Annotated in this window: 23 protein-coding genes and 1 pseudogene; 5 read left to right on the forward strand and 19 right to left on the reverse strand. The window is 41.8% G+C overall.

The features are described 5' to 3' along the window. Positions 1-19: 19 nt before the first annotated feature. Entirely contained in the window at positions 20-2,263 is a 2,244-nt protein-coding gene (gene secDF / locus ACFOU2_RS05785) for a protein translocase subunit SecDF (protein ID WP_377913075.1), read from the reverse strand. Positions 2,264-2,389: 126 nt separating this feature from the next. Next, positions 2,390-2,683, reverse strand: a complete 294-nt coding sequence (locus ACFOU2_RS05790) for a post-transcriptional regulator (protein ID WP_377913077.1) — start codon at positions 2,681-2,683, stop codon at positions 2,390-2,392. 275 nt (positions 2,684-2,958) lie between these two features. On the opposite strand from ACFOU2_RS05790, the gene spoVB reads away from it, so the two are divergent. Continuing rightward, complete coding sequence (gene spoVB / locus ACFOU2_RS05795; RefSeq protein ID WP_377913079.1) at positions 2,959-4,506, forward strand: stage V sporulation protein B; 1,548 nt, start codon at positions 2,959-2,961, stop codon at positions 4,504-4,506. 127 nt (positions 4,507-4,633) lie between these two features. On the opposite strand, the gene ACFOU2_RS05800 is transcribed toward spoVB, so the two are convergent. After that, entirely contained in the window at positions 4,634-5,290 is a 657-nt protein-coding gene (locus ACFOU2_RS05800) for a DUF421 domain-containing protein (protein ID WP_377913081.1), read from the reverse strand. 157 nt (positions 5,291-5,447) lie between these two features. Between ACFOU2_RS05800 and ACFOU2_RS05805 the strand changes: the two genes are divergently transcribed. After that, positions 5,448-5,828, forward strand: coding sequence for a TIGR04086 family membrane protein (locus ACFOU2_RS05805; protein WP_377913083.1), 381 nt, complete (start codon positions 5,448-5,450; stop codon positions 5,826-5,828). Between the two features lie 104 nt (positions 5,829-5,932). On the opposite strand, the gene yajC is transcribed toward ACFOU2_RS05805, so the two are convergent. From yajC to ACFOU2_RS05845, 8 genes are all read right to left on the reverse strand, one after another. Then, a complete protein-coding gene (gene yajC, locus ACFOU2_RS05810; RefSeq protein ID WP_377913085.1) occupies positions 5,933-6,193 on the reverse strand; it encodes a preprotein translocase subunit YajC in 261 nt (86 codons plus the stop codon). Between the two features lie 183 nt (positions 6,194-6,376). Beyond that, a complete protein-coding gene (gene tgt, locus ACFOU2_RS05815) occupies positions 6,377-7,516 on the reverse strand; it encodes a tRNA guanosine(34) transglycosylase Tgt (protein WP_377913088.1) in 1,140 nt (379 codons plus the stop codon). 28 nt (positions 7,517-7,544) lie between these two features. Then, positions 7,545-8,573: a tRNA preQ1(34) S-adenosylmethionine ribosyltransferase-isomerase QueA gene (gene queA, locus ACFOU2_RS05820; protein WP_377913090.1), complete on the reverse strand. Its 1,029-nt coding sequence runs from the start codon at positions 8,571-8,573 to the stop codon at positions 7,545-7,547. Positions 8,574-8,672: 99 nt separating this feature from the next. Next, entirely contained in the window at positions 8,673-8,873 is a 201-nt protein-coding gene (locus ACFOU2_RS05825) for a DUF2905 domain-containing protein (RefSeq protein ID WP_377913092.1), read from the reverse strand. Beyond that, positions 8,870-9,871 (reverse strand): Holliday junction branch migration DNA helicase RuvB, encoded by a 1,002-nt coding sequence (gene ruvB, locus ACFOU2_RS05830; protein ID WP_377913095.1) that lies wholly within the window; start codon positions 9,869-9,871, stop codon positions 8,870-8,872. The genes ACFOU2_RS05825 and ruvB overlap by 4 nt, the downstream gene beginning before the upstream one ends. Positions 9,872-9,906: 35 nt before the next feature. Next, complete coding sequence (ruvA, locus tag ACFOU2_RS05835; protein WP_377913097.1) at positions 9,907-10,518, reverse strand: Holliday junction branch migration protein RuvA; 612 nt, start codon at positions 10,516-10,518, stop codon at positions 9,907-9,909. Between the two features lie 358 nt (positions 10,519-10,876). Further along, positions 10,877-11,389: a BofC C-terminal domain-containing protein gene (locus ACFOU2_RS05840; RefSeq protein ID WP_377913099.1), complete on the reverse strand. Its 513-nt coding sequence runs from the start codon at positions 11,387-11,389 to the stop codon at positions 10,877-10,879. A 107-nt stretch (positions 11,390-11,496) separates the two neighbouring features. After that, positions 11,497-11,760: a WGxxGxxG family protein gene (locus tag ACFOU2_RS05845; RefSeq protein WP_377913606.1), complete on the reverse strand. Its 264-nt coding sequence runs from the start codon at positions 11,758-11,760 to the stop codon at positions 11,497-11,499. A gap of 418 nt (positions 11,761-12,178) precedes the next feature. On the opposite strand from ACFOU2_RS05845, the gene ACFOU2_RS05850 reads away from it, so the two are divergent. Further along, complete coding sequence (locus tag ACFOU2_RS05850) at positions 12,179-12,898, forward strand: YebC/PmpR family DNA-binding transcriptional regulator (RefSeq protein ID WP_377913101.1); 720 nt, start codon at positions 12,179-12,181, stop codon at positions 12,896-12,898. Positions 12,899-13,187: 289 nt separating this feature from the next. Here the strand turns inward: ACFOU2_RS05850 and ACFOU2_RS05855 are convergent, their stop codons facing one another. The 6 genes and pseudogenes from ACFOU2_RS05855 to nadB all read right to left on the reverse strand — a co-directional run bounded on the left by ACFOU2_RS05855 (position 13,188) and on the right by nadB (position 20,309). Further along, positions 13,188-13,961, reverse strand: coding sequence for a YhcN/YlaJ family sporulation lipoprotein (locus tag ACFOU2_RS05855; protein ID WP_377913103.1), 774 nt, complete (start codon positions 13,959-13,961; stop codon positions 13,188-13,190). 158 nt (positions 13,962-14,119) lie between these two features. Beyond that, positions 14,120-15,118: a phosphotransferase gene (locus ACFOU2_RS05860; protein WP_377913105.1), complete on the reverse strand. Its 999-nt coding sequence runs from the start codon at positions 15,116-15,118 to the stop codon at positions 14,120-14,122. 1,227 nt (positions 15,119-16,345) lie between these two features. After that, positions 16,346-16,523: pseudogene (gene safA, locus ACFOU2_RS05865) on the reverse strand (SafA/ExsA family spore coat assembly protein); the annotation flags it as partial. Between the two features lie 270 nt (positions 16,524-16,793). Further along, on the reverse strand, positions 16,794-17,894 hold the full coding sequence (nadA, locus tag ACFOU2_RS05870) for a quinolinate synthase NadA (RefSeq protein WP_377913107.1): 1,101 nt from the start codon (positions 17,892-17,894) through the stop codon (positions 16,794-16,796). 22 nt (positions 17,895-17,916) lie between these two features. After that, positions 17,917-18,750 (reverse strand): carboxylating nicotinate-nucleotide diphosphorylase, encoded by an 834-nt coding sequence (nadC, locus tag ACFOU2_RS05875; protein ID WP_377913109.1) that lies wholly within the window; start codon positions 18,748-18,750, stop codon positions 17,917-17,919. A gap of 20 nt (positions 18,751-18,770) precedes the next feature. Further along, positions 18,771-20,309 carry an L-aspartate oxidase gene (gene nadB, locus ACFOU2_RS05880; RefSeq protein WP_377913111.1) on the reverse strand — a complete coding sequence of 513 codons (1,539 nt, stop codon included), beginning with the start codon at positions 20,307-20,309 and terminating at the stop codon, positions 18,771-18,773. 89 nt (positions 20,310-20,398) lie between these two features. On the opposite strand from nadB, the gene ACFOU2_RS05885 reads away from it, so the two are divergent. Next, a complete protein-coding gene (locus tag ACFOU2_RS05885; RefSeq protein WP_377913113.1) occupies positions 20,399-21,541 on the forward strand; it encodes an IscS subfamily cysteine desulfurase in 1,143 nt (380 codons plus the stop codon). A 12-nt stretch (positions 21,542-21,553) separates the two neighbouring features. Continuing rightward, a complete protein-coding gene (locus ACFOU2_RS05890; protein ID WP_377913115.1) occupies positions 21,554-22,096 on the forward strand; it encodes a transcription repressor NadR in 543 nt (180 codons plus the stop codon). 259 nt (positions 22,097-22,355) lie between these two features. Here the strand turns inward: ACFOU2_RS05890 and pheA are convergent, their stop codons facing one another. After that, on the reverse strand, positions 22,356-23,210 hold the full coding sequence (gene pheA / locus ACFOU2_RS05895) for a prephenate dehydratase (RefSeq protein ID WP_377913118.1): 855 nt from the start codon (positions 23,208-23,210) through the stop codon (positions 22,356-22,358). 27 nt (positions 23,211-23,237) lie between these two features. Next, entirely contained in the window at positions 23,238-23,687 is a 450-nt protein-coding gene (locus ACFOU2_RS05900) for an ACT domain-containing protein (protein ID WP_377913120.1), read from the reverse strand. Positions 23,688-23,693: the final 6 nt, after the last annotated feature.

Genomic DNA, 23,693 nt, shown 5'->3' on the forward strand with positions numbered 1-23,693 from the left:
GCATTTCTCCGCGGATTTTTTAAGGTTCCAATGTTTCTTCTTCAACTACTTTACGTGGTTTGCCAAGAGATTTCGCCTTCCATACGAGCCACAATTGAGCGGCGATAAATAAGGATGAATAAACGCCCAATAATAAACCGACAAGCAACGCAATCGAGAAGTTTAAAATTGCTTCACTTCCGAAGAAGATAAGAGCGATAACGGTGAAGATAACCGTTAATACCGTATTGACAGAACGTGTAAAGGTTTCTCGCAAGCTTCGATTGACGATGTAGACCAAGTCTTCTCTCGTTTTCACCTTATCTGTTTTCATATGCTCACGCATACGGTCAAATGTAACAATCGTATCATTGATCGAATAACCGATGATGGTAAGAACAGCCGCAATAAAGGTCAGATCTACTTCCAGACGTGAAAAGCTAAAGAACGAAATCATGAAAAAGGCATCATGCAGCAGCGCAATAACTGCGGCTAGCGCCATGTAAAGCTCAAAACGCACTGATACATAAATAATAATACCGACCGACGCAATCAAAACCGCAATTAACGCATTGCGCGCCAGCTCTCTCCCAACAGTTGGAGAAACGGTGCTGACATTCGGTTCATTACCGTATTTTTCTTTAAAATGCGTTTTTAATTCACCGATTTCATCTTTAGAAAGAACGCCGATAAAGCGGGCGATACCCGTATCGTTATTATTTCCGGCGATCACTACATCCTTCGGCTCTAAATGAAGCTGTTTAAGCTCCTGCTTCACTTCCTGGGCTGAAATGGCTTCATTCGCTGGGATTTCAACACGTGTACCACTTGCAAAATCAATGCCTAAATTCAACTTGAAGATAGCAAGCGAGAGAATCCCAAGAATCGTTACAACAATCGAGAATGTAAAGAATACCTTGCTGTATTTCACAAAATCGATTCGGTCAAATTTTGTTGGAATTTCTTTATTTCCAGCATCTTTTGATAAATCTTGGATCTCAGAAGGCTTAACCCTAAAGAAAGATGGCCTTTTGTTCAATGCACGGCTGTTTACCCAAAGACCCAGGAATAATCTTGTTCCATAAACCGCTGTAACAAAGCTTGCCAGAATACTGACGATCAACATGGTCGCAAACCCTTTAACAGAGCTTGTCCCGTAAACAAATAACACACCTGCCGCCAAAATGGTCGTCAAGTTGGCATCAAAAATTGTTGAGAGCGAACGGCGGTTACCAGAGCGGTAAGCGGAGACAACCGACTTGCCCGACTTCAATTCATCTCTAATGCGCTCATATGTGATGATATTGGCATCGACCGCCATCCCGACCCCGAGGAGGAGCGCTGCAATTCCCGGAAGCGTCAGAACACCGTTCATCCAGTCAAAGATCAGTAAAATTAAATAAATGTAAATGCTTAATGTAATAACAGCGATAATACCAGGAAGACGATAATAGAAAATCATGAATAAAAAGACAAGCCCGACTCCGATAAATCCAGCTGTAATCATTTTATCGAGTGCTTTGTCACCAAACTGGGCACCGACAGAAGTCGAATACATTTCATCTAATTGTACCGGCAATGCCCCTGCATTTAATAAGTTGGCAAGTTCTTGTGCTTCTTTTACAGTAAAGTTGCCTGTAATCGTTACTTCATTTGTATTGAATACTTGGTTAACGGAAGCTGCTGATAAATATTTCGGTTCTTGTTTCGCTGATTCTTTTTGGAATGAATCTTTTCCTTGTTCGTAATCGAGCCAAATAACAAGAAGGTTATTCGGAGCTCCCATATTCAATACTTGCTGGGTAACATTCTTAAACTTCTCCGCGCTTTTCAGTTTCAACGCTACATTCGGCTTACCGTTTTGGTCAAACGATTGCTTTGCACCGCCTTGGGCCAAATCGGTCCCATCCATTAGTAACTTATCGTTGACATCACGGAACGAAAGCTGTGCCTCCGTAGATAAAATTTCGCGGGCCTTATTTTGATCCTTGACCCCCGCTAATTGTACCCGGATGCGATTTTTCCCTTCAATTTGAATGATAGGCTCACTGACACCTAGTACGTTGATACGCTTTTCCAACGCTTGCACAGTGCTGTGGAGCACTTTTTCATTAATAACATCGCCTTCTTTGGCTGGCTTGACTTCATATAAAATCTCAAATCCACCCTGAAGGTCCAATCCGAGCTTAATCCGGTTTGCAATGTCGCTGACTGTCGCCCCCATTGTGCTAAAAATAAGCAGCACTAAGAGGAAGAACGCAACGATACGTCCTCTCTTTACCATTCGTAAAAAATCCTCCTTCTGATGTAAGCAAGAGCATGATGTAAAAAATAAAATCAGAAAAATACCTCACCAATATTCCTATTATCATCCATAAAAACAAAGCTGTCAAACAAGCTTTTGTAAAGTTTATTTTAAAAGATCCTTCCACTGCTCTCTAAAGTTTTCTTTTTGATAGGAAGCATTTTTGTATGATTCCATCGCCATAAAATTAATGATGTCTCCCGGTTTTAGCGTTAAAATGTCATTGACGACTTGATGGAGGAGTTTTTTTTCCTTCTCGCTTTTCCATCTTTTCTTTTCGAGATAATCCCATATCTCCTTTTCCTGGATATGGCCGTATCCCAGCAGCTCAAATTCCTCCAGCTTGCTGTCCATGGCCGGCTTCACCTTTTGCCTCACCTGTCTCATTCCTTCATTCACCATTCAGACCACCCTCTTAATTAAATATTCAGACAAGCAATAGGAACAAAACTCCCCGCTCCTTCATTTTCATACGTGAATATAAACAATACCCTTTCAGCAATCAATTTCCATCAAATTTTCAGAGCCATCTCGAATATGCATAAATCATTGGACAGGAATCTCTTTTTCCTGTCCAATGATTTACGTGGATTTATATGTCATGCTTGGTCATAGGACACGCATATATTCATTGTATAAAATAATAAATCGTTTGAGAAGGCAGGGAGCATAGCATGTCTAAATTTTTGCGCGGTACGCTCATTTTAATCCTTGCTGGATTAATTACAAGAGTACTTGGCTTTGTAAATCGGATTGTCATTGCCCGTTTGATCGGTGATGAAGGGGTAGGCCTATTCATGATGGCGGTCCCTACTTTATTTCTTGTCATTACGGCTACACAGCTCGGATTGCCTGTTGCCATTTCAAAATTAGTGGCGGAAGCCGAAGCGTTAGGTGATAGAAGAAAAATTAAAAAAATTTTAATTGTCTCTCTCTCCATCACTTCTGTGTTAAGCGTCTTGTTTACGGTCTTATTAATTGTTCTGGCACCGATTGTCTCCCGAACATTTTTCACGGACGAACGCACATATTATCCACTAATCGCCATTACACCTGTTGTTCCGATTATTGCAATCTCTTCAATTATTCGAGGTTATTTCCATGGAAGACAACAAATGAAACCTGCTGCCTACTCACAAGTTATCGAACAAATTGTAAGAATCTTCCTTGTAGCTGTTTGCACAAGGGCCTTTTTACCTTACGGCGTGGAATATGCAGCTGCAGGTGCTATGCTGTCTGCCGTATTTGGAGAGCTTGCGTCGCTGTTGTACATGCTCTTTATGTTTAAAATAAAGAAACAAATCAAAATTCGCCGTAACTTTTTCTCTTCTTTAAAGGGAGGAAAAATGACCTTTTACGAGTTGATGAGCATCGCATTGCCAACAACAGGAAGCAGGATGATCGGATCCCTATCCTGGTTTTTAGAGCCCATTATCGTCGCTCAAAGTCTGGCCATAGCCGGAGTTGCCACCATCACGGCTACGAAACAATATGGGGAATTGACCGGATTTGCCCTGCCGCTTCTCATGCTACCTTCCTTTATTACCGTTTCATTATCTACATCACTCGTTCCGGCAATCAGTGAAGCCATGGCCCAAAAACAATACCTCCAAATCGAACATCGGCTGCAGCAAGCATTAAGGTTGTCGTTTGTGACGGGGGGACTTGCCGTTATTGTGTTATATGTGTTCGCCGAACCTGTCATGCAATTGATGTACGGTTCTACAAAGGCTGCTGTTTTTGTGAAGGTAATGGCCCCTTTCTTCATTTTTCATTACTTTCAGGGACCTTTACAGGCTGTATTACAAGCATTAAATCTTGCTCGAGCGGCAATGGTCAACAGCCTCATAGGTGCAGCCGTGAAAACGGCTTTAATTTTTCTATTGGCAACAAGACCAGGCTTGGGCATCATGGGGGCCGCTCTGGCGATTGTAATCGGAATCATGCTTGTGACACTCCTTCACCTGTCGACGGTAATAAAAGCAGTTTCCTGCACCATTCATGTCCGAGACTATGTAAAAGGCTTTATCGTCATAATCGTATCTAGTTTGATTGGGCACTTCATTCATATCCGTTTTCTCCTGGATGGAAATCTTGTTTTTAACACACTGCTTGCCATTTCCATCATCTCAAGCGTCTACTTCATTCTGCTTTATCTCTTCAAGCTCATCACTAAGGAAGAAATTAAGCGTTTCTCGTTTCTAAACCCTTTTCGTAAATGACGATGCTCTTTTTTAAATGAAATGGACCGTTTTGCTAAATTATGATCATACCAGCGACTCCAATGAAGCAGCCCATTTTAGCAGGACGGCCCCAAAGCGTCTCGTTGATGCTTTGGGGCCGTCCTGTTTATTGGTCTTTTAGGTCAATGTAAAAGACACCGTTATTGTAGCTGCAATAAGAAATGTCTTTTATTTCTTTATAACCGAGTTTGCGCAATTCCTGTCTCAACCATAAATTCGTTTTATTCGCTCTTAACAAATGTTCTTCTTGAATAGTTCCATCCATGATAAAAGGCAAATTCAGGTTTTCTTTCTTCTTTTCCCCTGAGTTATTTTCTTCTTTTTCAAATACAGACAGTTTACCGGATGGCTCTAGGATGGCAAACTCTACATCCGTAATGTTCTTAACATTTTTTTCCCTAAGCTGCAGCAATAAATCATTAAAATTGTAGCGCTGTTTTTTCATTTCTTGTTCATTGATTTTACCGTGTTCGATGATTACGCTCGGTTTTCCATCTAAAATCTCTCTTACCTTTTGGTTTTTTAATGACCAGTAAGCTAAACCAATCTGAACTAACATTAAAACTGCCATAGGTACAATCGTGTGTGAAAGGGCATCTTCCGGATTTTCAATCGCGATTACAGCCATTTCAGCAATCATAATAAAAACGACCAAGTCCAAGATACTCAGTTCGCCAATTTCCCTTTTTCCCATTAAGCGAAAAATAAACATAATCAAAAAATAGAGAAAAATCGTACGAGCGGCAATTATTAACAACTCCATTTGCAACAACCTCCGCATCAAAAGTCATCAACACATAGTGTGTACAAGTGTTCAAAAAACATGACATGAAAGATGTAATTCTATTTTTGAACCAAGCTGAATATGCTCGTACTAAAGATGCAAACTTTTATCTTAACGACAAAGGGGGAGCCGCATCATGGAAAGCAAAAGAATGGGAAGTGCCATTTTATTCGGGGTGATGACTATCTTTATCATCGCTCTTATGACGAGTTTCGTTTTTTCCCTTCTATTAAAGTTTACCAATCTGACAGAGAGCTCGATTCAATGGTTTGTGCTGGTTTTATCCTTTATCGCCCTTTTTATCGGAGGATTTGTTTCAGGTGGAAAGGGACAATCAAAAGGCTGGCTTCTGGGTGCCTCTACCGGTCTTTTTTATTCCTTTATCGTATTCTTAATTCAATTTTTAGGATACGATCAAACGTTTACCCCCCAACAATTATTATTTCATGGAGGGTTCATTGCCACCTCGGTACTAGGGGGAGTGTTAGGGGTCAATATGACAATGAAAAGACAGTAACGAACGGGAACATATACTGTTTCCCTAAAAAAATCACCCTTTTCCCTTGACGGCTTATGACCATTCATTAGGAAAAGAGGTGATTTTTCGTTTTTCTTATAAGTTTAGTCGTTTTTCACATCACGAATCGCAGCACGATCAAACGTTAAACGAGACCCGTCGCCACCTTTGATGATAACTTGTCCTTCATCGATCGAATCTACGATTCCGTGCATACCGCCGATTGTTACGACTTTGTCGCCTTTTTTCAGTTCAGACTGCATTTTCTGTACAGCTTTTTGGCGCTTTTGCTGCGGACGAATTAAAAGGAAATAAAAAATCGCAAACATCAATAAAAGCGGCCAAATACTTGCAAAAATCTCCATTATGTATGTTCCTCCTTTATTAAATGATTAGCTTTTTCAATCTGTACCGTTGTTTTCCACCCTTATACACGACGGGAAAAGAGCAGCCAAATTGTTCTGGTTGCTCTTTCCTGCTGATGCAGGTAAACAACAGTTCGTGTGAAAACAGCCAAAATATAAAATAGGCATGGCCTACATTATCAATTAAAAGTTTTTCGCGTTCGGCTTATTAAATCCATATTTTTCAAAGAACTCGTCCCGGAAATCACCCAGACGATCTTCACGGATCGCTTCACGCACTTGCTCCATTAATTTTAGCAGAAAATATAAGTTATGGTAAGATGTTAAGCGAATTCCAAATGTTTCGTCACAGCGAATCAGGTGACGAATGTAAGCACGTGTATAGTTTTTGCATGTATAGCAATCACAGTGCTCATCAATTGGACGGAAGTCCTCTGCATATTTTGCATTTTTCACCACAAGTCTTCCTTCACTTGTCATTAATGTCCCATTGCGGGCAATGCGTGTCGGCAATACGCAGTCAAACATGTCAATGCCGCGAATGGCACCATCAATCAAGGAATCCGGAGAACCCACCCCCATTAAATAACGCGGTTTGTTCGTTGGCAATAATGGTGTCGTAAATTCAAGCACACGGCTCATGACGTCTTTTGGTTCACCTACTGATAATCCTCCTACCGCATAACCCGGGAAGTCCAATGATACTAGATCCCTTGCACTTTGTCTTCGCAGTTCTTCATACTCGCCGCCCTGTACAATTCCGAATAGACCTTGATCTTCAGGACGTGCGTGAGCTTTTAAGCATCTCTCGGCCCAGCGGCTTGTTCGCTCAACGGATGACTTCATATAATCATACTCTGCAGGATAAGGCGGACATTCATCAAATGCCATCATAATGTCTGATCCAAGGGCATTTTGAATTTCCATTGCTTTTTCCGGAGATAAAAATAGCTTGTCTCCATTTAAATGATTGCGGAAGTGAACCCCTTCTTCTTCAATGCGGCGGAATTCACTTAAACTAAAGACTTGGAAGCCACCCGAATCGGTTAAAATAGGACGATCCCAGTTCATGAATTGGTGAAGGCCCCCCGCTTTTTTTACAATCTCATGACCTGGACGGAGCCATAGGTGGTACGTGTTGCTTAAAATGATACCTGCTCCCATCTGCTTTAACTCTTCTGGAGACATCGTTTTAACAGTTGCCAATGTTCCCACGGGCATGAAAATCGGTGTTTCAAACGAGCCGTGCGGAGTATGTACAATTCCAAGACGCGCTCCTGTTTGTTTACAAGTTTTAATTAATTCATAACGTATAGCCGTCATCGTTTATAATCTTTCCTTCCTAATCATCCTAAATAATAAGCATTGCATCGCCAAAACTGAAGAAACGATATTTTTGCTCTACTGCTGTATTGTAAGCATGTAAAACATGTTCACGTCCCGCAAGAGCACTTACAAGCATAATCAGTGTCGATTTTGGCAAATGGAAGTTTGTAATCATACCATCGATTCCCCTAAATTCATAACCTGGAAAAATGAAAATATTTGTCCACCCTGATGAAGCCACAAATTTCCCGTCATGTTCAGAAGCAATCGTTTCCAATGTGCGTGTTGTTGTCGTTCCGACGGAAATAATGCGCCCTCCCTGCTCACGCACTTCGTTTAATAACGCTGCTGTTCCTTCACCTATTTGATAAAACTCAGCATGCATGTCGTGTTCCTCAAGGTTGTCCACACTAACAGGCCTAAAGGTCCCTAAACCTACATGCAGCGTAATAAACGCAATATGTACACCTTTTTGCTTGATCTCCTCTAACAATTCCTCAGTAAAATGCAACCCGGCTGTCGGTGCGGCAGCGGAACCTCGCTCACGGGCAAAAACCGTTTGATAACGTTCTCTGTCATCTAATTGCTCTTTAATATAAGGAGGAAGAGGCATTTCTCCCAATTGATCCAGCACTTCATAAAAAATGCCTTCGTATTCAAATTGAAGAACACGCCCTCCCTGCTCTCCCGTGCCGACACACGTTGCCTTTAAGCGGCCGTCTCCAAACGTAAGGACCGTTCCTTCTTTTACCCGTTTTGCAGGCTTTACAAGCGTTTCCCATGTATCCCCTTCTGTTTGCTTAAGAAGAAGAACTTCAATGTTGGCGCCAGTATCTTCTTTTGTACCGAATAAACGGGCGGGCATTACACGTGTATTGTTAAGGACCAGACAATCTCCTTCTTGTAAATACGAAATTATGTCATGAAAGGTTTCATGTTTTATGTCACCCGTTTCTTTATTTAATACCATAAGCCTTGAGGCATCACGTTTTTCAAGAGGAGTTTGAGCAATTAATTCTTCTGGTAAATAAAAATCAAACAAATCAACTTTCATTGTTGTCACCTGTTTCTGTATTTACTTCTTTTTTTATCAAGTTTAAACAGGCGGTCGCATTTTCCCTTTTTCAGCAAAAGCCTCCGCCCGTAAGAACCTTTATTTTAGTTTGCCGATAATGAAGAAAATCAATGATAATACAACACTAATCACAATAGAAGTCACAATCGGAAAATAAAAAGTTGTGTTTCCTTTTTTAATGAGGATATCGCCAGGGAGCTTTCCAATAAACTGTAGCACAAACCCAACAAGGAGTAAAAGGGCTCCCGCTCCCATCAGCATTTTAGGAAGTTCTGTCATCTTTCGGGTACCTCCATTTGGAAATGCTCGTATACCGAATTCGTCACAATCCGCCCGCGGGGTGTACGCTGTAAAAAGCCGATTTGCAGTAAATATGGCTCGTATACATCCTCGATCGTATGTGGTTCTTCCCCGATTGTCGCGGCAATCGTATCCAAACCGACCGGGCCTCCGCGGAATTTTTCGATGATGCCTTTTAATAATTTATGGTCAATATGGTCGAGTCCTAAACGGTCTACTTGCAATAATTCAAGGGCTTCATTGGCTAACCCTGCCGTAATTTCTCCATCTCCCCGTACCTGTGCAAAATCACGCACCCGACGTAATAAACGGTTGGAGATACGGGGAGTGCCTCTCGAACGTCTTGCGATCTCAACAGCTGCACTTTTCTCGATCCCTACATTCAAAATGGAAGCCGTACGCTCGACAATGGATGCTAAATCTTCAGTCTGGTAATACTCCAGGCGACTTAAGACACCGAAACGATCACGTAAAGGAGAAGATAATAATCCTGCTCTTGTTGTTGCTCCTACCAACGTGAAGGGCGGTAAGTCAAGGCGAACCGAACGGGCACTCGGTCCTTTTCCAATGACAATATCAAGGCAAAAATCTTCCATTGCCGGATAAAGAACTTCTTCTACCGAACGATGAAGACGGTGGATTTCATCAATAAACAGGACATCCCCTGGTTCTAGACTTGTTAAGATGGCTGCCAAATCACCCGGGCGTTCAATGGCCGGCCCTGATGTCGTCCGAAGCTGTACCCCCATTTCATTGGCAATGATGGCCGCTAAGGTTGTTTTCCCCAGGCCAGGCGGTCCATACAACAATACATGATCTAACGTTTCGTTGCGCAGCTTGGCAGCTTGAATGAAAATGTCCAAATGGGACTTTACTTTGTGTTGTCCGATATACTGTTGCAGCGTCTGCGGACGCAAACTTTGTTCAAGCCATTCTTCTTCCTGGATGACATCACCAGTCACGATGCGCTCGTCCATATAATCCTCCTCCCCTTCTTTTACTGGTCATTGCTCTATTTTAACAATTTCTGCAATGCCTTTTTGATGTATTGATCTGTTGTTAACTTTTCTTTCATTAGATCCGGAATAACCTTGTTGATTTCTCTCTCTGCATAGCCCAATACTTTTAATGCTTCAACCGCTTCATCCAATGCTTCTGATTCACTTGTCACGGCATCCAGTCTTTCTACATCGGTAAATAAATCCGGCACGGCACCCGGCAGCACATCATGAAGCTTTCCTTTTAAATCCAAAATCATTTGTCGTGCCGTTTTCTTGCCGACTCCCGGAAATTTCACTAAAAACTTCTCGTTTTCCTCCTCAATGGCCTGCACAAGCTGAACAGGATTTCCTGAAGCTAAAATGGCCAAGGCCCCTTTTGGACCGATGCCTGACACACTTAATAATTTCGTAAACAATCCTTTTTCCTCACGGGAAGCAAAACCGTATAAAGCGATCACATCTTCACGTACATAATGATAGGTGTAAATCGTCACGTCCGCTTTCGGATTGATGGTAAACACGTAAGGATTCGGCGTAAATAATTGATAGCCGATTCCGTTGTTCTCAATTACTACATATTCAGGATTTAAATACGTAATAACCCCTTTTATATAATCAAACAATCTATTCTCTCCCTTGCCACTTATCTAGAAGGACATACGTTTTATCCCGCTCTTGCGGGCAGTAAGACCCCCACCTGGTGAAGATTCACTTTATGCTACCACATTTGAAATACATTTGACTACTTGCACACGGCGGCACTCCGCAAACGTACGTTCCTTTCATTATAGCGTAAATTTTTATTTTTTATAAGAAGGCTTCGTTAATAGCCATATTGATTTTGGCTATTTGGGACCCGTAAGAAATTCAATCGAAAAATTCAGCGTTTTTTCAGGAACCCATTCCACAAGAAATCACCGTTTTCCCAAAATCGTCGATGCTTCAACAATTAAGAGCCAACGGTGATTGACATTCTTTTCATTATGGAGAATTAAGCGAATAGTCCTTAAAGAAATTCATCAAAGAAACATATTCATCTTTTGAATGAACGCGTATTCCTTTTTTCAGCTCTTCACGATGGTAACTCTCCAGCCTTTCTACATCAATTTGAAAAAATGACTGAATGACTTTCGTGGAGTGATTCGGTTTACCCTCATAAATAGACAACATGTTGCCAATCGAAATTCCAAAATACCCGTTTGTCTTTAATAATGGAGAAATATCATCAATATAAGCACGAAATACAAGTTCATCTTCACCTTCTTTGATGATCCTCCACTGACCATAAGCATCTAAAATTTCTTGCTTAGGGCTATCTACATGACGTATTACTTCTTGACTAACGACTCCGTCGAGATATACTCTTTCTAAGAAAACGGTGAACTCCTCTTCGCTTACAGCCGCTTTGACATTTGTTGCAGCCAAACAGACCCATGCCAGCAAAGCGGTAATAAAACAAAGCAGGCCTTTTCTTTGATGAATGAGGATATGCATCCATCTTCACCTTCCCAAATGTAAAATAAAAACTTCTAAACAAGGAAGCATTTACTTATAGCTTTACCTTATTTAGAAGTTTTATCCTTTTTTAAGCGTAAATACACTTAGTAAGCCTCTCTGTCTCTTCTTCTTCTTAATCCTAAAAGGCCTGCTAACCCTAGTAAGCCAACCCATTCCCAATCCGCATCGTTGTCATCAGCCACATCGGTGGTCTGAGCGACACGGGTTGTTCGGATATCATCGTTTGTTCGATAATTGTCAGTTGTCCGAACGCCATCATTATTATCAACTTCAGCTAAAACAGGCATACCTGCAGTCATTGCCGCAAGAATGAAAATACCTAAAATGGAAAAAAGCTTCCTTTTTATAGTTTTCATAGCTCCCCTCCTTCCATTCATTAATGATGTTAGGATATCCTATTCATTTTTCATTATTCAGGACTTGGTTCTGAACTATTGTGGAAGGGGGCTGGATAATCTATTTTAAAAATCTTGTGATACAGGGAGTGTGCCTGCAAATGATATAAAAGTAAAACAACTTTTATTGTCATCACACAAATATATGAGAACTGCCCGTCTTTTTTTGATTATTAAACTCTTAACAAATTATGCAATTGAGGTATAATATAATTTAGTGGATGAGCCTTCATCTTCAATTAGTATTGTTTGTCAGCAATATGAAATCGTAACGAACTCCTTATAGTTATTTTGAAAAAGCGTTGAAGAAACAGCTTTATTTCATATTAGCAGTTTTGTGTAGATTCAAAGTGGAAAGAGAGTGTTCATTATGGGCCGTAAGTGGAACAATATTAAAGAAAAAAAAGCGTCAAAAGATGCAAATACGAGTCGTATATATGCAAAATTTGGACGCGAAATCTATGTAGCAGCAAAGCAAGGTGAACCAGATCCAGAATCAAATCAAGCTTTAAAAATCGTACTCGAGCGTGCAAAAACGTACAGTGTGCCGAAAACGATTATTGACCGTGCAATTGAAAAAGCGAAAGGTGGTTCAGAAGAAAACTATGACGAACTTCGTTATGAAGGCTTCGGACCAAATGGATCGATGGTAATCGTAGATGCACTGACAAATAACGTGAACCGTACTGCATCAGAGGTGCGTGCTGCATTTGGTAAAAACGGCGGTAACATGGGAGTAAGCGGATCTGTAGCATATATGTTTGATGCAACGGCGGTCATCGGTCTTGAAGGTAAAACGGCAGATGAAGTGCTTGAAATATTAATGGAAGCAGATGTAGACGTCCGTGACGTTTTAGAAGAGGACGAAGCGGTTATCGTTTATGCAGAACCTGATCAGTTTCATGCAGTGCAAGAAGCATTGAAGAATGCCGGTATAACCGAATTTACAGTTGCAGAACTAACAATGCTTGCGCAAAATGAAGTAACACTTCCAGAAGATGCACAAGCAAAATTTGAAAAAATGATTGATGCATTAGAAGATTTAGAAGATGTTCGACAAGTCTACCACAATGTGGATTTAGGTGAATAATACATGAGAGCAGACCTTTGTTATGGTAACAAAAGGTCTGCTTATTTAGATTGTTCATCTATTCGGAATGGTTTTGAATAACTATAGCCTTTTTATGTATACGTTTACGGTACCATCGTTACTTCCGCTGACACATTTGCCACGCCGAATATTCTTTCACTTAGAATGTCCAGCCATTCTAAAGACTCCTCTCATCTTACAAAATTCCACCCTATAATATATCATAAACGAAAAAAAGAGAAATGATTATCCAAAAAGGATAGGGACCGTTTTGCCCCCATCCTCCCGGTTAACGTGTGCTTCTGTTTACTTTTTCATCTACAGCCTCCAATAAGCTGTTAAAGTTGGTACTCATCACTCCAGGCCCTCCATTGCGCAGCTCGTTATCGATACTGCGAACGTGGCTGTATACGCCATCATCTACGGTAACGTGAAGTTCGTAGGACTTGCTGACATCAGAGAGCTCCCGGCGCACTTTATTTTCAAGGAGAGCTGGATCTGCTACATCTGATTCAATAGCTACGAGCATACGGTTGCCATCCACAAGAGCACGGGCGTCGTCTACACCCTTTATTCTCTCTACACGGTTAACGACATCCTGTACGATCCCGCCGCCATGTTTCTTATGATACGATGTTTTGGTAAGTGCGTTGGTCGAATTTAAATGACCATGATAGTTCCTATCATCTTCCGCACCAAGGCGGGCACTGCCATAAAATAAACCATCCCTTTGAAGACCGTAGGTAAGCGTTGGTGATTGAGACATGGTATTCATGCGTTTAATGCCTTCACGAGCGTTTAAGGCATTACCGTTTCTGAACCCATTATCTCTAGTTGTACGATCCATAATTTCTGTAACAGGACCATCGTTATCATCCATCAAAATAACGTTGCCATTTCGATCGGTTCCATCAGCCATGCGCATATCTTTTTCATTCGAATAATAACCGACAGGTCTCGTTGTATCGTTATATCGCTGCCTTCCTGCTTCCTCGTTTGCATTACAAGCAGATAAAGCCGCTGCACAAGCTAAACTTAAAACCGTTACCGTTGCTTTGTTCAACACAAATCCCCCCCGGTCAACATTTGAGCACAAAAACACTTGCACTCATGTATAGGGTTCAATTTCGACGGGAAAATTATGCTGTTAGTTAGCGGTAACTCCTTTAAATGTTGGAGGATACACTCCTTGGTTATTTTATCACTAATGATTTTTAACGTTTATTTCTTATTCTCATTAAACAAATAGTTCGTTGCTTCAGAGACTAAGCGCTGGCGGAAATATATTTCCATCTTTGTTTTTTGAACTAAGTGATTGAGTTGCTGCCTAGATGTAGAAGAAACGGGATTTATACATAGCTGATTCCACTCCCTCAGTAAATCAGCGGGAAACAACAGCAAACTAATCACCCACTTAGCAGTTGCCCCTTCTTTAATGAGAGGGTGCTGGAACAAGGAAGAAAAAGACCATTGTGTATAGCTTAAAAACCGCTGCATAAGCTGAATGTATTCATATTCCTTTGGACCAGTACATAATAAATCAAAATCAATCAGCCACAATCTTCCATCCCGGGATGGAATAACATTGTGGGAAGCGACATCTCCGTGAAGGATGGAGAAAGCAGTCGCCGGTGCTTTGAAAAATTGTTTAGACCAACTAAGACTTTTCTCAGCCCACATTGTTAAGATGGTAAATAGATTTTTTGATAAATATAGCGATATACGGGAATGATTTTTTTGAAAGTCCCTTAGCCTTTCTTTCCATTTAGTCGGCAAACACAGCTTCGGTAAAGGAGACTTTATGGTTGGAAGAGCAGTCTCTCCGCATTGATGAAACATGCGCAGCAACATAAGTACTTGCTCTCTTTGCTCGAATGTCCGATAACTAAACACCGATACGGAAGGAACATAGGGAGTCAGCGTCCAATACTTATTCCCAAAAGGCAATGCCAATTCCCCCTGCGGATAGTGTTCGTAATTAACAGCTTGTCTAAAACCGCATTCTTTTAAACGGTTAAGAACATGATAAACTGTATGAAGATGAGCGGCATTTTCATGCCCTTTTATAATCTTGATTCCTTTTTCCGTATACAGTATGCAGACATGGGATTTGATCGGTTGGACTCCATAAATGCCCAACCGGCTTCGGTGTTCGATAAACAAGACGAGACGACTTAAAAAATCGTCTCGTCTTCCCTTATAATTAAACGGTATCATCATCATCAAAATCCGGAAAATCGAACATACCGTCTTCATCTACACGCGGCTGCATATACGGCTGTGCCATTCCCATTTGTGGTGGCATATACCCTCCCATCATCCCATACGGGGCTGCTGCATATGGAGCATAGCCGTAAGGAGCTGGCTGAACAGCCTGCGTCATCGTATAAGGCATTGACTGCGGATAGTACGGCTGCGGTCCACCGCATCCACAATCATGCATAGGCTGCGGTGCCATCATATAAGGAGCGGCCTGATATCCTTGAGGCATAGCCATCTCTGGTGGCTCTGCCATCGTTTGTACTCCTTGCTGAGGCATCATTGCCGGCTGTTGATACATTGGCTGCTGATAAACAGGCATATTGGCTGTTGGCATACTATACGATGGATTCGGCATTCCGCCAAATGCCATGTGTTCATCGCTTTCCATCTCCTGCATTCCCATTACTTCCGGTGACTCCGCCATCATTTGTGCCCCCTGTACCGCTTGCTGAGGCATCATTGCCGGCTGTTGATACATTGGATATGCTGCCTCCTGAGGCATACCCGGATACATATACATAGAATGAACGGGCATGGCTCCAGGAGGACAAGGAACACATGGAACAAAATTATAGCCGTACCCTGGCATCACAGGCGTGATCGGGACAGGTATGCATGTTGGATGTACCGGCACACAAGTCGGCATATATGTTGGCATGTAAGGCATGTGAGGTATCATAGGCATCACCGGTTCCTCCAAAGATTCCTCCATAACCGGCTGTTCTTTCGCCGGTGCTACCGGTTTTGGTACCTCTGGCGGTTTTGGTATCTCTAGCGGCTTTGGTATCTCTGGCGGCTTTGGAGGGAGCGCCATATTTAACGTGTAAAAATTAGTATTAATATCTGTATTTACGATATCAACCTCTTGTTTGATCGGCTGAATCGGTGGTAATTTGGGCAATACCGGCATTTTAGGGATAACCGGCATTTCTTTCTTTGGAGCCGGCATTTCTTTCATCGGCATTGGCTGAATTGGGGGTACAGGCATTTCTTTTGCCGGTATTTCTTTTATCGGCATTTCTTTGGCAGGCATTTCCTTTGCCGGCATCATCTGTATCGGCATTTCCTTTGCCGGCAGTGCCGGAGCCGGTTCTTCATCGATTTCTGTTACCGGGTATGTTTTTGGTTGATTTCCAAAAGGGTGCTCTGTTACCGGCATTTCTTTCATGCCGCCAGTCATTCCCATTGCTCCTTCTTTTTTAACTGAAACGCTTGCGGTCGGTACTTTAATTTTCATTCCCGGCATAATCATATCCGGGTTGCTAAGTTGCGAATTCATTTTTTTTAACTCTTCGAAATCGACCCCATATTTTTTAGCGATTTTCCAAAGAGTATCCCCTTTTTGGACGATATGGATTTTCAAAACCATTCCCCTCCCGAAAAAAAATCTTTATAGTGTATGTCGTTATAGGCGAATTGCTACTACTCGTCATCACAACATATGCTTGTAACAATGGATTTATTCTTCATGAAGCGAAAGTTCCATCAGCAGACGCTATTCCTTCTGCTGGTTAATCGAACCAATCGGACTCTAAGGGGCAGTGATTCTTCTTCTGAAAAAAATAGAAATTTTACCGTCTGTTAGAGCGGGGTAAAATGAAGTTTAGTCCCGACCTTGCTTATTTCTTTCTGTTTAAACCAGCAACATCCTTTGCAACGCAAGTGTGGCATCATCAGCTACGTGTTTAGGTACGGTGATCTCGTTATGGATTTCGCCCTTATCCAGCGATTCCAATGCCCATAGCAGATGCGGCAAATCAATACGATTCATCGTTAAACACGGACACATATAAGGGTTTAACGAAATGATTTCCTTGTCAGGATGCTGCTTGATTAAACGCTTGACAAGATTCATTTCCGTGCCGATTGCCCATTTTGAACCAGGGGGAGCCTCAGTAACCATATCAATAATATATTTGGTCGATCCTGCATAGTCAGACAATGCAACAACTTCACGGCGGCACTCTGGATGAACAATGATGTTCATGTCCGGATACTGCTCGCGGACATTGCATACGTTGGAGACCGTAAAGTTTTCATGAACGGAACAGTGGCCCTTCCACAAGATTACTTTTACATTTTGAATGTTCCCTCCAAATTCAATCTGTTCATTAATCGGATCCCAAACCGCCATTTGATCTAATGGTATGCCAAGCTCATAGGCGGTATTGCGGCCAAGATGCTGGTCCGGCAAAAAGAAGAGACGCTCTTTCTTTGAAAAAGCCCATTCTACCATTTTTTTAGCGTTGGACGATGTGACGGTCGCTCCGCCATGTCTCCCCACAAACGCTTTAATCTCAGCTGTTGAATTGACATATGTTAAAGGAAGCATGGTATGACCAAAGATTTTCTCCAGCTTCTCCCATGCCTGTTCAGTTTGATTGAGATTTGCCATGTCTGCCATCGAGCATCCTGCCCGCATATCCGGCAAGATTACTTTTTGATGTGGACCTGCTAAAATGTCTGCTGTTTCTGCCATGAAATGAACACCGCAAAATACGATAAATTCCGCATCCTTTTGTTTAGCCGCTACTTGGGCTAATTGGAGGGAATCCCCTGTTGCATCCGCAAATTGGATCACCTCATCCTTTTGATAATGGTGCCCCAAAATAAAGATTCTTTCTCCCAGCTTCTCTTTCAATGAAGATGCTCTTCGGACAAGCTCCTCTTGACCCATTTCTTTATATTGAGCAGGAATCATATGAGTGTTCGTTTCGTTTAAAAATGATAACATGTAAACCCCTTCTCCCTTCTTGCTAAATCTGTATATCTAAGCTAATATCCAAGCTCTTGACTGAATGTGTAAGCATCCCTAATGAAATGTAGTCTACGCCTGCTTTCCCGTAGTCAGCCAGCCTTTCCATTTCAATTCCTCCCGACGCTTCTGTGACGATAAATGGAGGAACGAGGGTAATCCATTCTTGAATCGCATCAGAAGAACAGTTATCAAACATAATGATATCCACTTTTGCCTCAATGGCTTCCAACAACTGTTCTTTCGTCTCGATTTCTACTTCGATTTTGGTCATATGACCAACTTTAGCACGAATGGAATGAACCGCTTTTAAGATCGAGCCTGCATACGCAATATGGTTATCTTTCAGCATGACCCCATCATATAAGCCATAACGATGGTTTACTCCTCCACCGCATCGAACCGCATATTTTTCAAACATTCGCAGCCCCGGCGTTGTTTTTCGAGTATCACATATTTTTGTCGTAGAACTGCCTACTGCTTTCACTGCTTTATTTGTTAGTGTGGCAATCCCGCTCATGCGTTGCAGTAAATTCAAAATCACTCGTTCTCCAGAAAGAATCGAACCTAGCTTTCCGTGAACCGAAGCAATTGCTTCACCGGCTCTCACAACATCTCCATCATGCTTATAAAGTTCAACGCTAATGTGAGGATCAAGCAGCCTATACCCAGCTTCAATAAGGCCAAGCCCCGATATGATCCCATCTTCTTTCACTAAAAATTCTGCTCGGCCCGTATCCTGATCGGAGAATAAACTTACACTTGTAACATCGCGATCACCTAAATCTTCTATAAAAAACTGTTCGAGCAGTTGTTTCACTTTCAACTGATTCATGTCTTCTCATCTCCCTGTTCTTACACTTTCCATGCCAATACTTTCTCTTTTTGTCGAATAATTTTCTGCTTAGACCATCGAGGACAGGCAGCCGGAAAATCGCTGCGAAAGTGAGCACCCCGGCTTTCTTCCCGTTCCAATGCCGATTTGGCAATAACATAGGCAGCTGTAATCATATGAATGCATTCTATCGTCTCGTGTTTATATCCCAGCAGGTTTCCTTCCACCTCTTTCAAACACTCCTCTAATAAACGAACCATTCTCGTTAGGGAAGAATGACTTCTAACGATTCCCACATGGCTCATCATCATCTCTTGAACATATGTTTTTGACGGTAACAAAGGTACTTCTTGACGGAATGGAACGGAGAATGGGACAGGTATGATCGGTTCATCCTGCCTTTCGGTAATTCGTTTAGCGACAAGCTCTCCAAACACGAGGCCTTCCAATAGAGAGTTGCTTGCTAGTCGATTCGCTCCATGTACGCCTGAACATGCCGCTTCGCCTACAGCATATAACCGTTGAATGTTCGTTTCTCCAAACATATTGACTTTCACGCCGCCCATATGAAAATGAGCGCCAGGCATAACCGGAATCAGCTGTTTTTCAAGATTGATTCCATGTGTCCGGCATAAAGATGTGATGGTCGGAAAACGTTTTGTGAAATTTTTCACGTTCTTAATCGATAAAAAGATTTGTTCCCCGTTGGTCATACGTTTGTAAATTTCCCTTGAGACAATATCCCTTGGCGCCAAATCCTCTAATTCATGGACCCCTTTCATGATTCGTTCCCCATGTCCGTTCACCAGAACAGCCCCTTCTCCTCTTACCGCCTCTGAGACGAGACCTACCGCCTTTCCATTTTGGACAAGCAACGTTGGGTGAAATTGAATAAACTCTAAATCGACAAGTTCTGCTCCTGCCCGATAAGCAAGGGAAAGACCATTTCCTACAGCTTCAGGTGTATTGGAAGTATAAGAATATAGTGCTCCACAGCCTCCTGTTGCCAATACAACATGCTGTGCGTAGTAGGCGGATAGCTCTCCTGCTGAATTTTGGGTCCATACCCCCACACAGCGTCCGTCAGTGACGATCAATTCTTGCACTTTTTCATATTCGATCATGTCCACATAATGATGGGCTTGCTGATAAAGAAAAGAAACGAGAGCTTTTCCTGTTGCATCCCCCCCTGCATGAAGAATCCTCCTGCAAGTATGCGCTCCTTCCCTTCCTAATAAAACTTCATTGTGTTCGTTGCAATCAAACCTAAGTCCTGACCGCATCAGCTCATGAATGAGAGCCGGTCCCCTCTTTACTAAATACTCCACAGCTTGCTCATTATTATATTCACAGCCTGCAGTCATCGTATCCCTATAGTGAGAGGACCAATGATCTTCCTTGCTAAAAACGGCTGCTACTCCCCCCTGTGCGAGCATCGAGTTGCTGGACCATCTCGATTGTTTTGTTAACATCGCGACTGTTTTGTTTTTTGGAAGAGAGTGAGCGGTCATCCATGCCGCAAGCCCGCTTCCGATAATTACCACATCGTATACCTGCATGATTTTACCTCCAAGTTTACACTTGTCTTGACACATATATTTACATATTATTAAATTAATTACAAGATTTTTTTTAAGGAATGAGGAACATGATTTATTTAGATTACGCCTCTACCACTCCAATGAGCGAAAAAGCGATAGAGGCATATACAAAAACCGCTTCTCTTTTCTTCGGCAACACAAATAGCCTTCATGATATCGGTACAGGTGCAAATGATGTCTTAACTTTATGTCGTCGACAATTTGCCCATTTTATAAATGGGGATGAAAAAGGGGTTTACTTTACAAGTGGAGGATCCGAAGCCAATTATCTCGCTATCCGTTCTTTAATAAAAGGAAGTGACGCTTCCAACAGACACATTATTACAACACAAATTGAACACTCCTCCATTTTGAATCTTTGTGGACAACTTGAAGAAGAAGGTTATACTGTTACTTATTTACCGGTAGATAAATGGGGGATGATATCTCTTTCCGATTTACAAAAAGCTGTTACATCCAAAACAACCCTTGTCTCTATTCAACATGCCAATCATGAAATCGGCACGATTCAACCCATTCAAAAAATCGGACGTTTCTTAAAAGAGAAGAACATCTTGTTTCACTGTGATTGTGTTCAATCATTTGGCAAATTGCCGATTGATGTACAGTTATACGGTGTGGACAGCCTATCGGTATCAAGCCATAAAATTTACGGACCAAAAGGTGTTGGAGCCGTCTATATCCACCCTTCTGTTTCATGGAACTCAGTGTATCGAAACGCGAATCATCAAAGCGGATTTCGTCCCGGAACGATCGATGTACCTGGAGTGGCTTCATTTATCACTGCCGCCCAGGAAGCATATTCTCGTATAGAAGAACAAAGAGAGCTCCATGAACAGTTACGGACCAAATGGATGACGCTGATGGAACCGTTCAAAAAGTTCATAACGATAGAAGGCCATCCAAGTCAGAGGCTTCCTTCCGTTATCGGAATGACAATCGATAAAATTCAAGGTCAATATGTTATGCTACAATGTAATCGACACCAAATTGCCATCTCGACAGGAAGCGCTTGTCATGCAGGGCTTCAGCACCCATCAAAGACGATGACGGCAATCGGAAAGTCAAACGACGAGGCAAAGCAATTCATCCGTATTTCATTTGGGACCAACACATCTTATAATGATTTAAAACACCTTTATACTGTATTACGGAAAGTAATGGAAGAATTTCATTGTGTGACTATGTAGGGAGCGTGAATCATGAAGGACAATCAAAAGAAAGTATTAGGTGAAAAACGAAGAGAATTAATACTATCTTGGCTTCGGTCGGAAGCCGCCCCGATTACGGGAAGCGAGCTTTCTAAACGAACAAATGTCAGTCGTCAAATTATCGTGCAAGATATCTCATTGCTTAAGGCTCGTAATGAACCAATCATTGCGACAAGCCAGGGATATGTGTATATGCAAAAACAGCATGAGCAGTCACTGATTCAGCGGCTCATCGCCTGCCAGCATAGACCGGAGCAAACATCTGAAGAGCTGAATCTGCTTGTAGATCATGGGGTGCTTGTAAAGGATGTAATTGTAGAGCATCCTGTGTACGGGGAACTGACAGCTTCTATTATGGTGAGTACCAGAAAAGAAGTAGAAGAGTTCTTAAATAAAATAAATGATACGAACTCGGCTTTCCTGTCACAGCTAACAGAAGGTGTTCATTTACATACGATTGAAGCAGATTCACTTTCTAAATTGAATGATGCTTGTAAAGCGTTAGAAGAAGCCGGCTTTTTAATAGAAAACTAAGAGGCTGGTTCAAAACTATACTTTTGAACCAGCCTCCCGAAAATGAACCGTCATGAAAATCCAGCAGAATTACTGGGTTTCTTGACGGTTCATTTTAGTTTAAAAACAAGGCTCTTTTCAATCCTTAACTTATGGAGCACATTTTTTATAAAGAATTTCCATGTGTTATCCTACACCATTACAATTCATTTTACAAAAAAGATTAGTCAAAAGAATCTTTCCTTTTGAAACGATGAACTAGAAAAGCCAAAAACTCTTTTTAATTGGTGCTAAAACAAGGATAACTTCCAAGTATATGAACGCTACATCCCAAAGCCTCCAGTTCAGCAATTGCACCTGGAATTAAGACATCATCCAACAATTGATTGATGTCGATAATAAAAAAGTAGTTTCCTAATCCTGTTTTCATCGGACGAGATTCGATCTTGGATAAGTTTAGCTTGCGCCAGGAAAAAGCCGACAGTACTTGATGAAGGGCTCCTGCCTGATCGGAAGGTAAAGTCACCATCAAAGTCGTTTTATAGTCTTCAATTCTCTCAGGATCTACAGACAAACTTTTTCCTTCCCGATGGAGCACTACAAACTTTGTCGTATTATGATCATAATCATGGATATTTTCTTGAACAATCGTTAACCCGTATTCTTTTGCTGCCAGCTCATTGGCGATGGCCCCAATAACACGTTCCGGATGCTCTTTTACATATTTAGCCGCAAAAGCGGTTGAAGTTGCATCCTCAACCGGTATATTGGCAAAATGCCCATGTAAAAATTTATGGCATTGTGCAATCGCATGTGAGTGAGAATAAATCATTTCAAGCTCTTTCCAACGACTGGCATGTTCCGGATGAATCATTAAGTGCTGGCGAATTGGTGTCACAATTTCCCCAACTATAGGTAACCGTTTTTCATGAATCAAGTAATCTAGTGTTAAATTGACAGAACCTTCAAGCGCATTTTCGATCGGGACGACTCCAAATTCAAGCTCTCCCTCATCAATCGCATCAATGCAAGCCGGAATTGTATAGTAAGGCACATGTTCTGCCTCCGGCAAAACCGCTTGAACTGCAAGATGAGTAAATGTTGCTCTTGGCCCTAGATATCCTGCTTTCCCCACTTTGCCTTCTCCTACCTTTTCTCTTTCTTAAGCACCTGAACCTAATACTTCTACCTTCTCAACGAATTCTAAGCTTTTTAGATTTGATAACAACTCATTGAGTTCCAGTTGAATACCGGAAATATCAAGCGATAACGTCACATTTGCCCTTCCTTGAAGCGGAATGGTTTGATGGATCGTTAATACATTGCATCCTGCCGACGCTACTACCCCTAATAGATGGGACAATGTACCGGAGCGGTCTTCTAAATGAAAAAAGAGCGTAATGATCCGTTCTTTTACCATCGTATGAAACGGAAAGACCGTATCACGGTATTTGTAATAGGCACTGCGGCTCAAGTCGACCATTTGTACAGCATCCGCAATGGAATCAACCTTCCCCCGCTCAATTAACCGCTTTGCCTGAAGCGTTTTTTGCATGGCTTCAGGCAATACATCTTCACGTACTAGATAAAATTGGTGATCTTTTTTGTTCAAGCAAAG

Origin of the sequence: Bacillus songklensis (genome assembly GCF_042649685.1) — a bacterium.
GTDB lineage: Bacteria > Bacillota > Bacilli > Bacillales > Bacillaceae_H > Bacillus_BA > Bacillus_BA songklensis.

Excerpts from the sequence above, each read along its gene's own strand:
- nadC (WP_377913109.1), bottom strand. The coding sequence starts at position 18,750 with ATGAATCAGTTGAAAGTGAAACAACTGCTCGAACAGTTTTTTATAGAA.
- ACFOU2_RS05885 (WP_377913113.1), top strand. The coding sequence starts at position 20,399 with ATGATTTATTTAGATTACGCCTCTACCACTCCAATGAGCGAAAAAGCG.
- ruvB (WP_377913095.1), bottom strand. The coding sequence starts at position 9,871 with ATGGACGAGCGCATCGTGACTGGTGATGTCATCCAGGAAGAAGAATGG.
- queA (WP_377913090.1), bottom strand. The coding sequence starts at position 8,573 with ATGAAAGTTGATTTGTTTGATTTTTATTTACCAGAAGAATTAATTGCT.
- spoVB (WP_377913079.1), top strand. The coding sequence starts at position 2,959 with ATGTCTAAATTTTTGCGCGGTACGCTCATTTTAATCCTTGCTGGATTA.
- secDF (WP_377913075.1), bottom strand. The coding sequence starts at position 2,263 with ATGGTAAAGAGAGGACGTATCGTTGCGTTCTTCCTCTTAGTGCTGCTT.
- ACFOU2_RS05805 (WP_377913083.1), top strand. The coding sequence starts at position 5,448 with ATGGAAAGCAAAAGAATGGGAAGTGCCATTTTATTCGGGGTGATGACT.
- ACFOU2_RS05890 (WP_377913115.1), top strand. The coding sequence starts at position 21,554 with ATGAAGGACAATCAAAAGAAAGTATTAGGTGAAAAACGAAGAGAATTA.
- nadB (WP_377913111.1), bottom strand. The coding sequence starts at position 20,309 with ATGCAGGTATACGATGTGGTAATTATCGGAAGCGGGCTTGCGGCATGG.
- ACFOU2_RS05840 (WP_377913099.1), bottom strand. The coding sequence starts at position 11,389 with ATGCATATCCTCATTCATCAAAGAAAAGGCCTGCTTTGTTTTATTACC.
- ACFOU2_RS05825 (WP_377913092.1), bottom strand. The coding sequence starts at position 8,873 with ATGACAGAACTTCCTAAAATGCTGATGGGAGCGGGAGCCCTTTTACTC.
- ACFOU2_RS05850 (WP_377913101.1), top strand. The coding sequence starts at position 12,179 with ATGGGCCGTAAGTGGAACAATATTAAAGAAAAAAAAGCGTCAAAAGAT.
- tgt (WP_377913088.1), bottom strand. The coding sequence starts at position 7,516 with ATGACGGCTATACGTTATGAATTAATTAAAACTTGTAAACAAACAGGA.
- ACFOU2_RS05800 (WP_377913081.1), bottom strand. The coding sequence starts at position 5,290 with ATGGAGTTGTTAATAATTGCCGCTCGTACGATTTTTCTCTATTTTTTG.
- yajC (WP_377913085.1), bottom strand. The coding sequence starts at position 6,193 with ATGGAGATTTTTGCAAGTATTTGGCCGCTTTTATTGATGTTTGCGATT.
- nadA (WP_377913107.1), bottom strand. The coding sequence starts at position 17,894 with ATGTTATCATTTTTAAACGAAACGAACACTCATATGATTCCTGCTCAA.
- ACFOU2_RS05860 (WP_377913105.1), bottom strand. The coding sequence starts at position 15,118 with ATGATGATACCGTTTAATTATAAGGGAAGACGAGACGATTTTTTAAGT.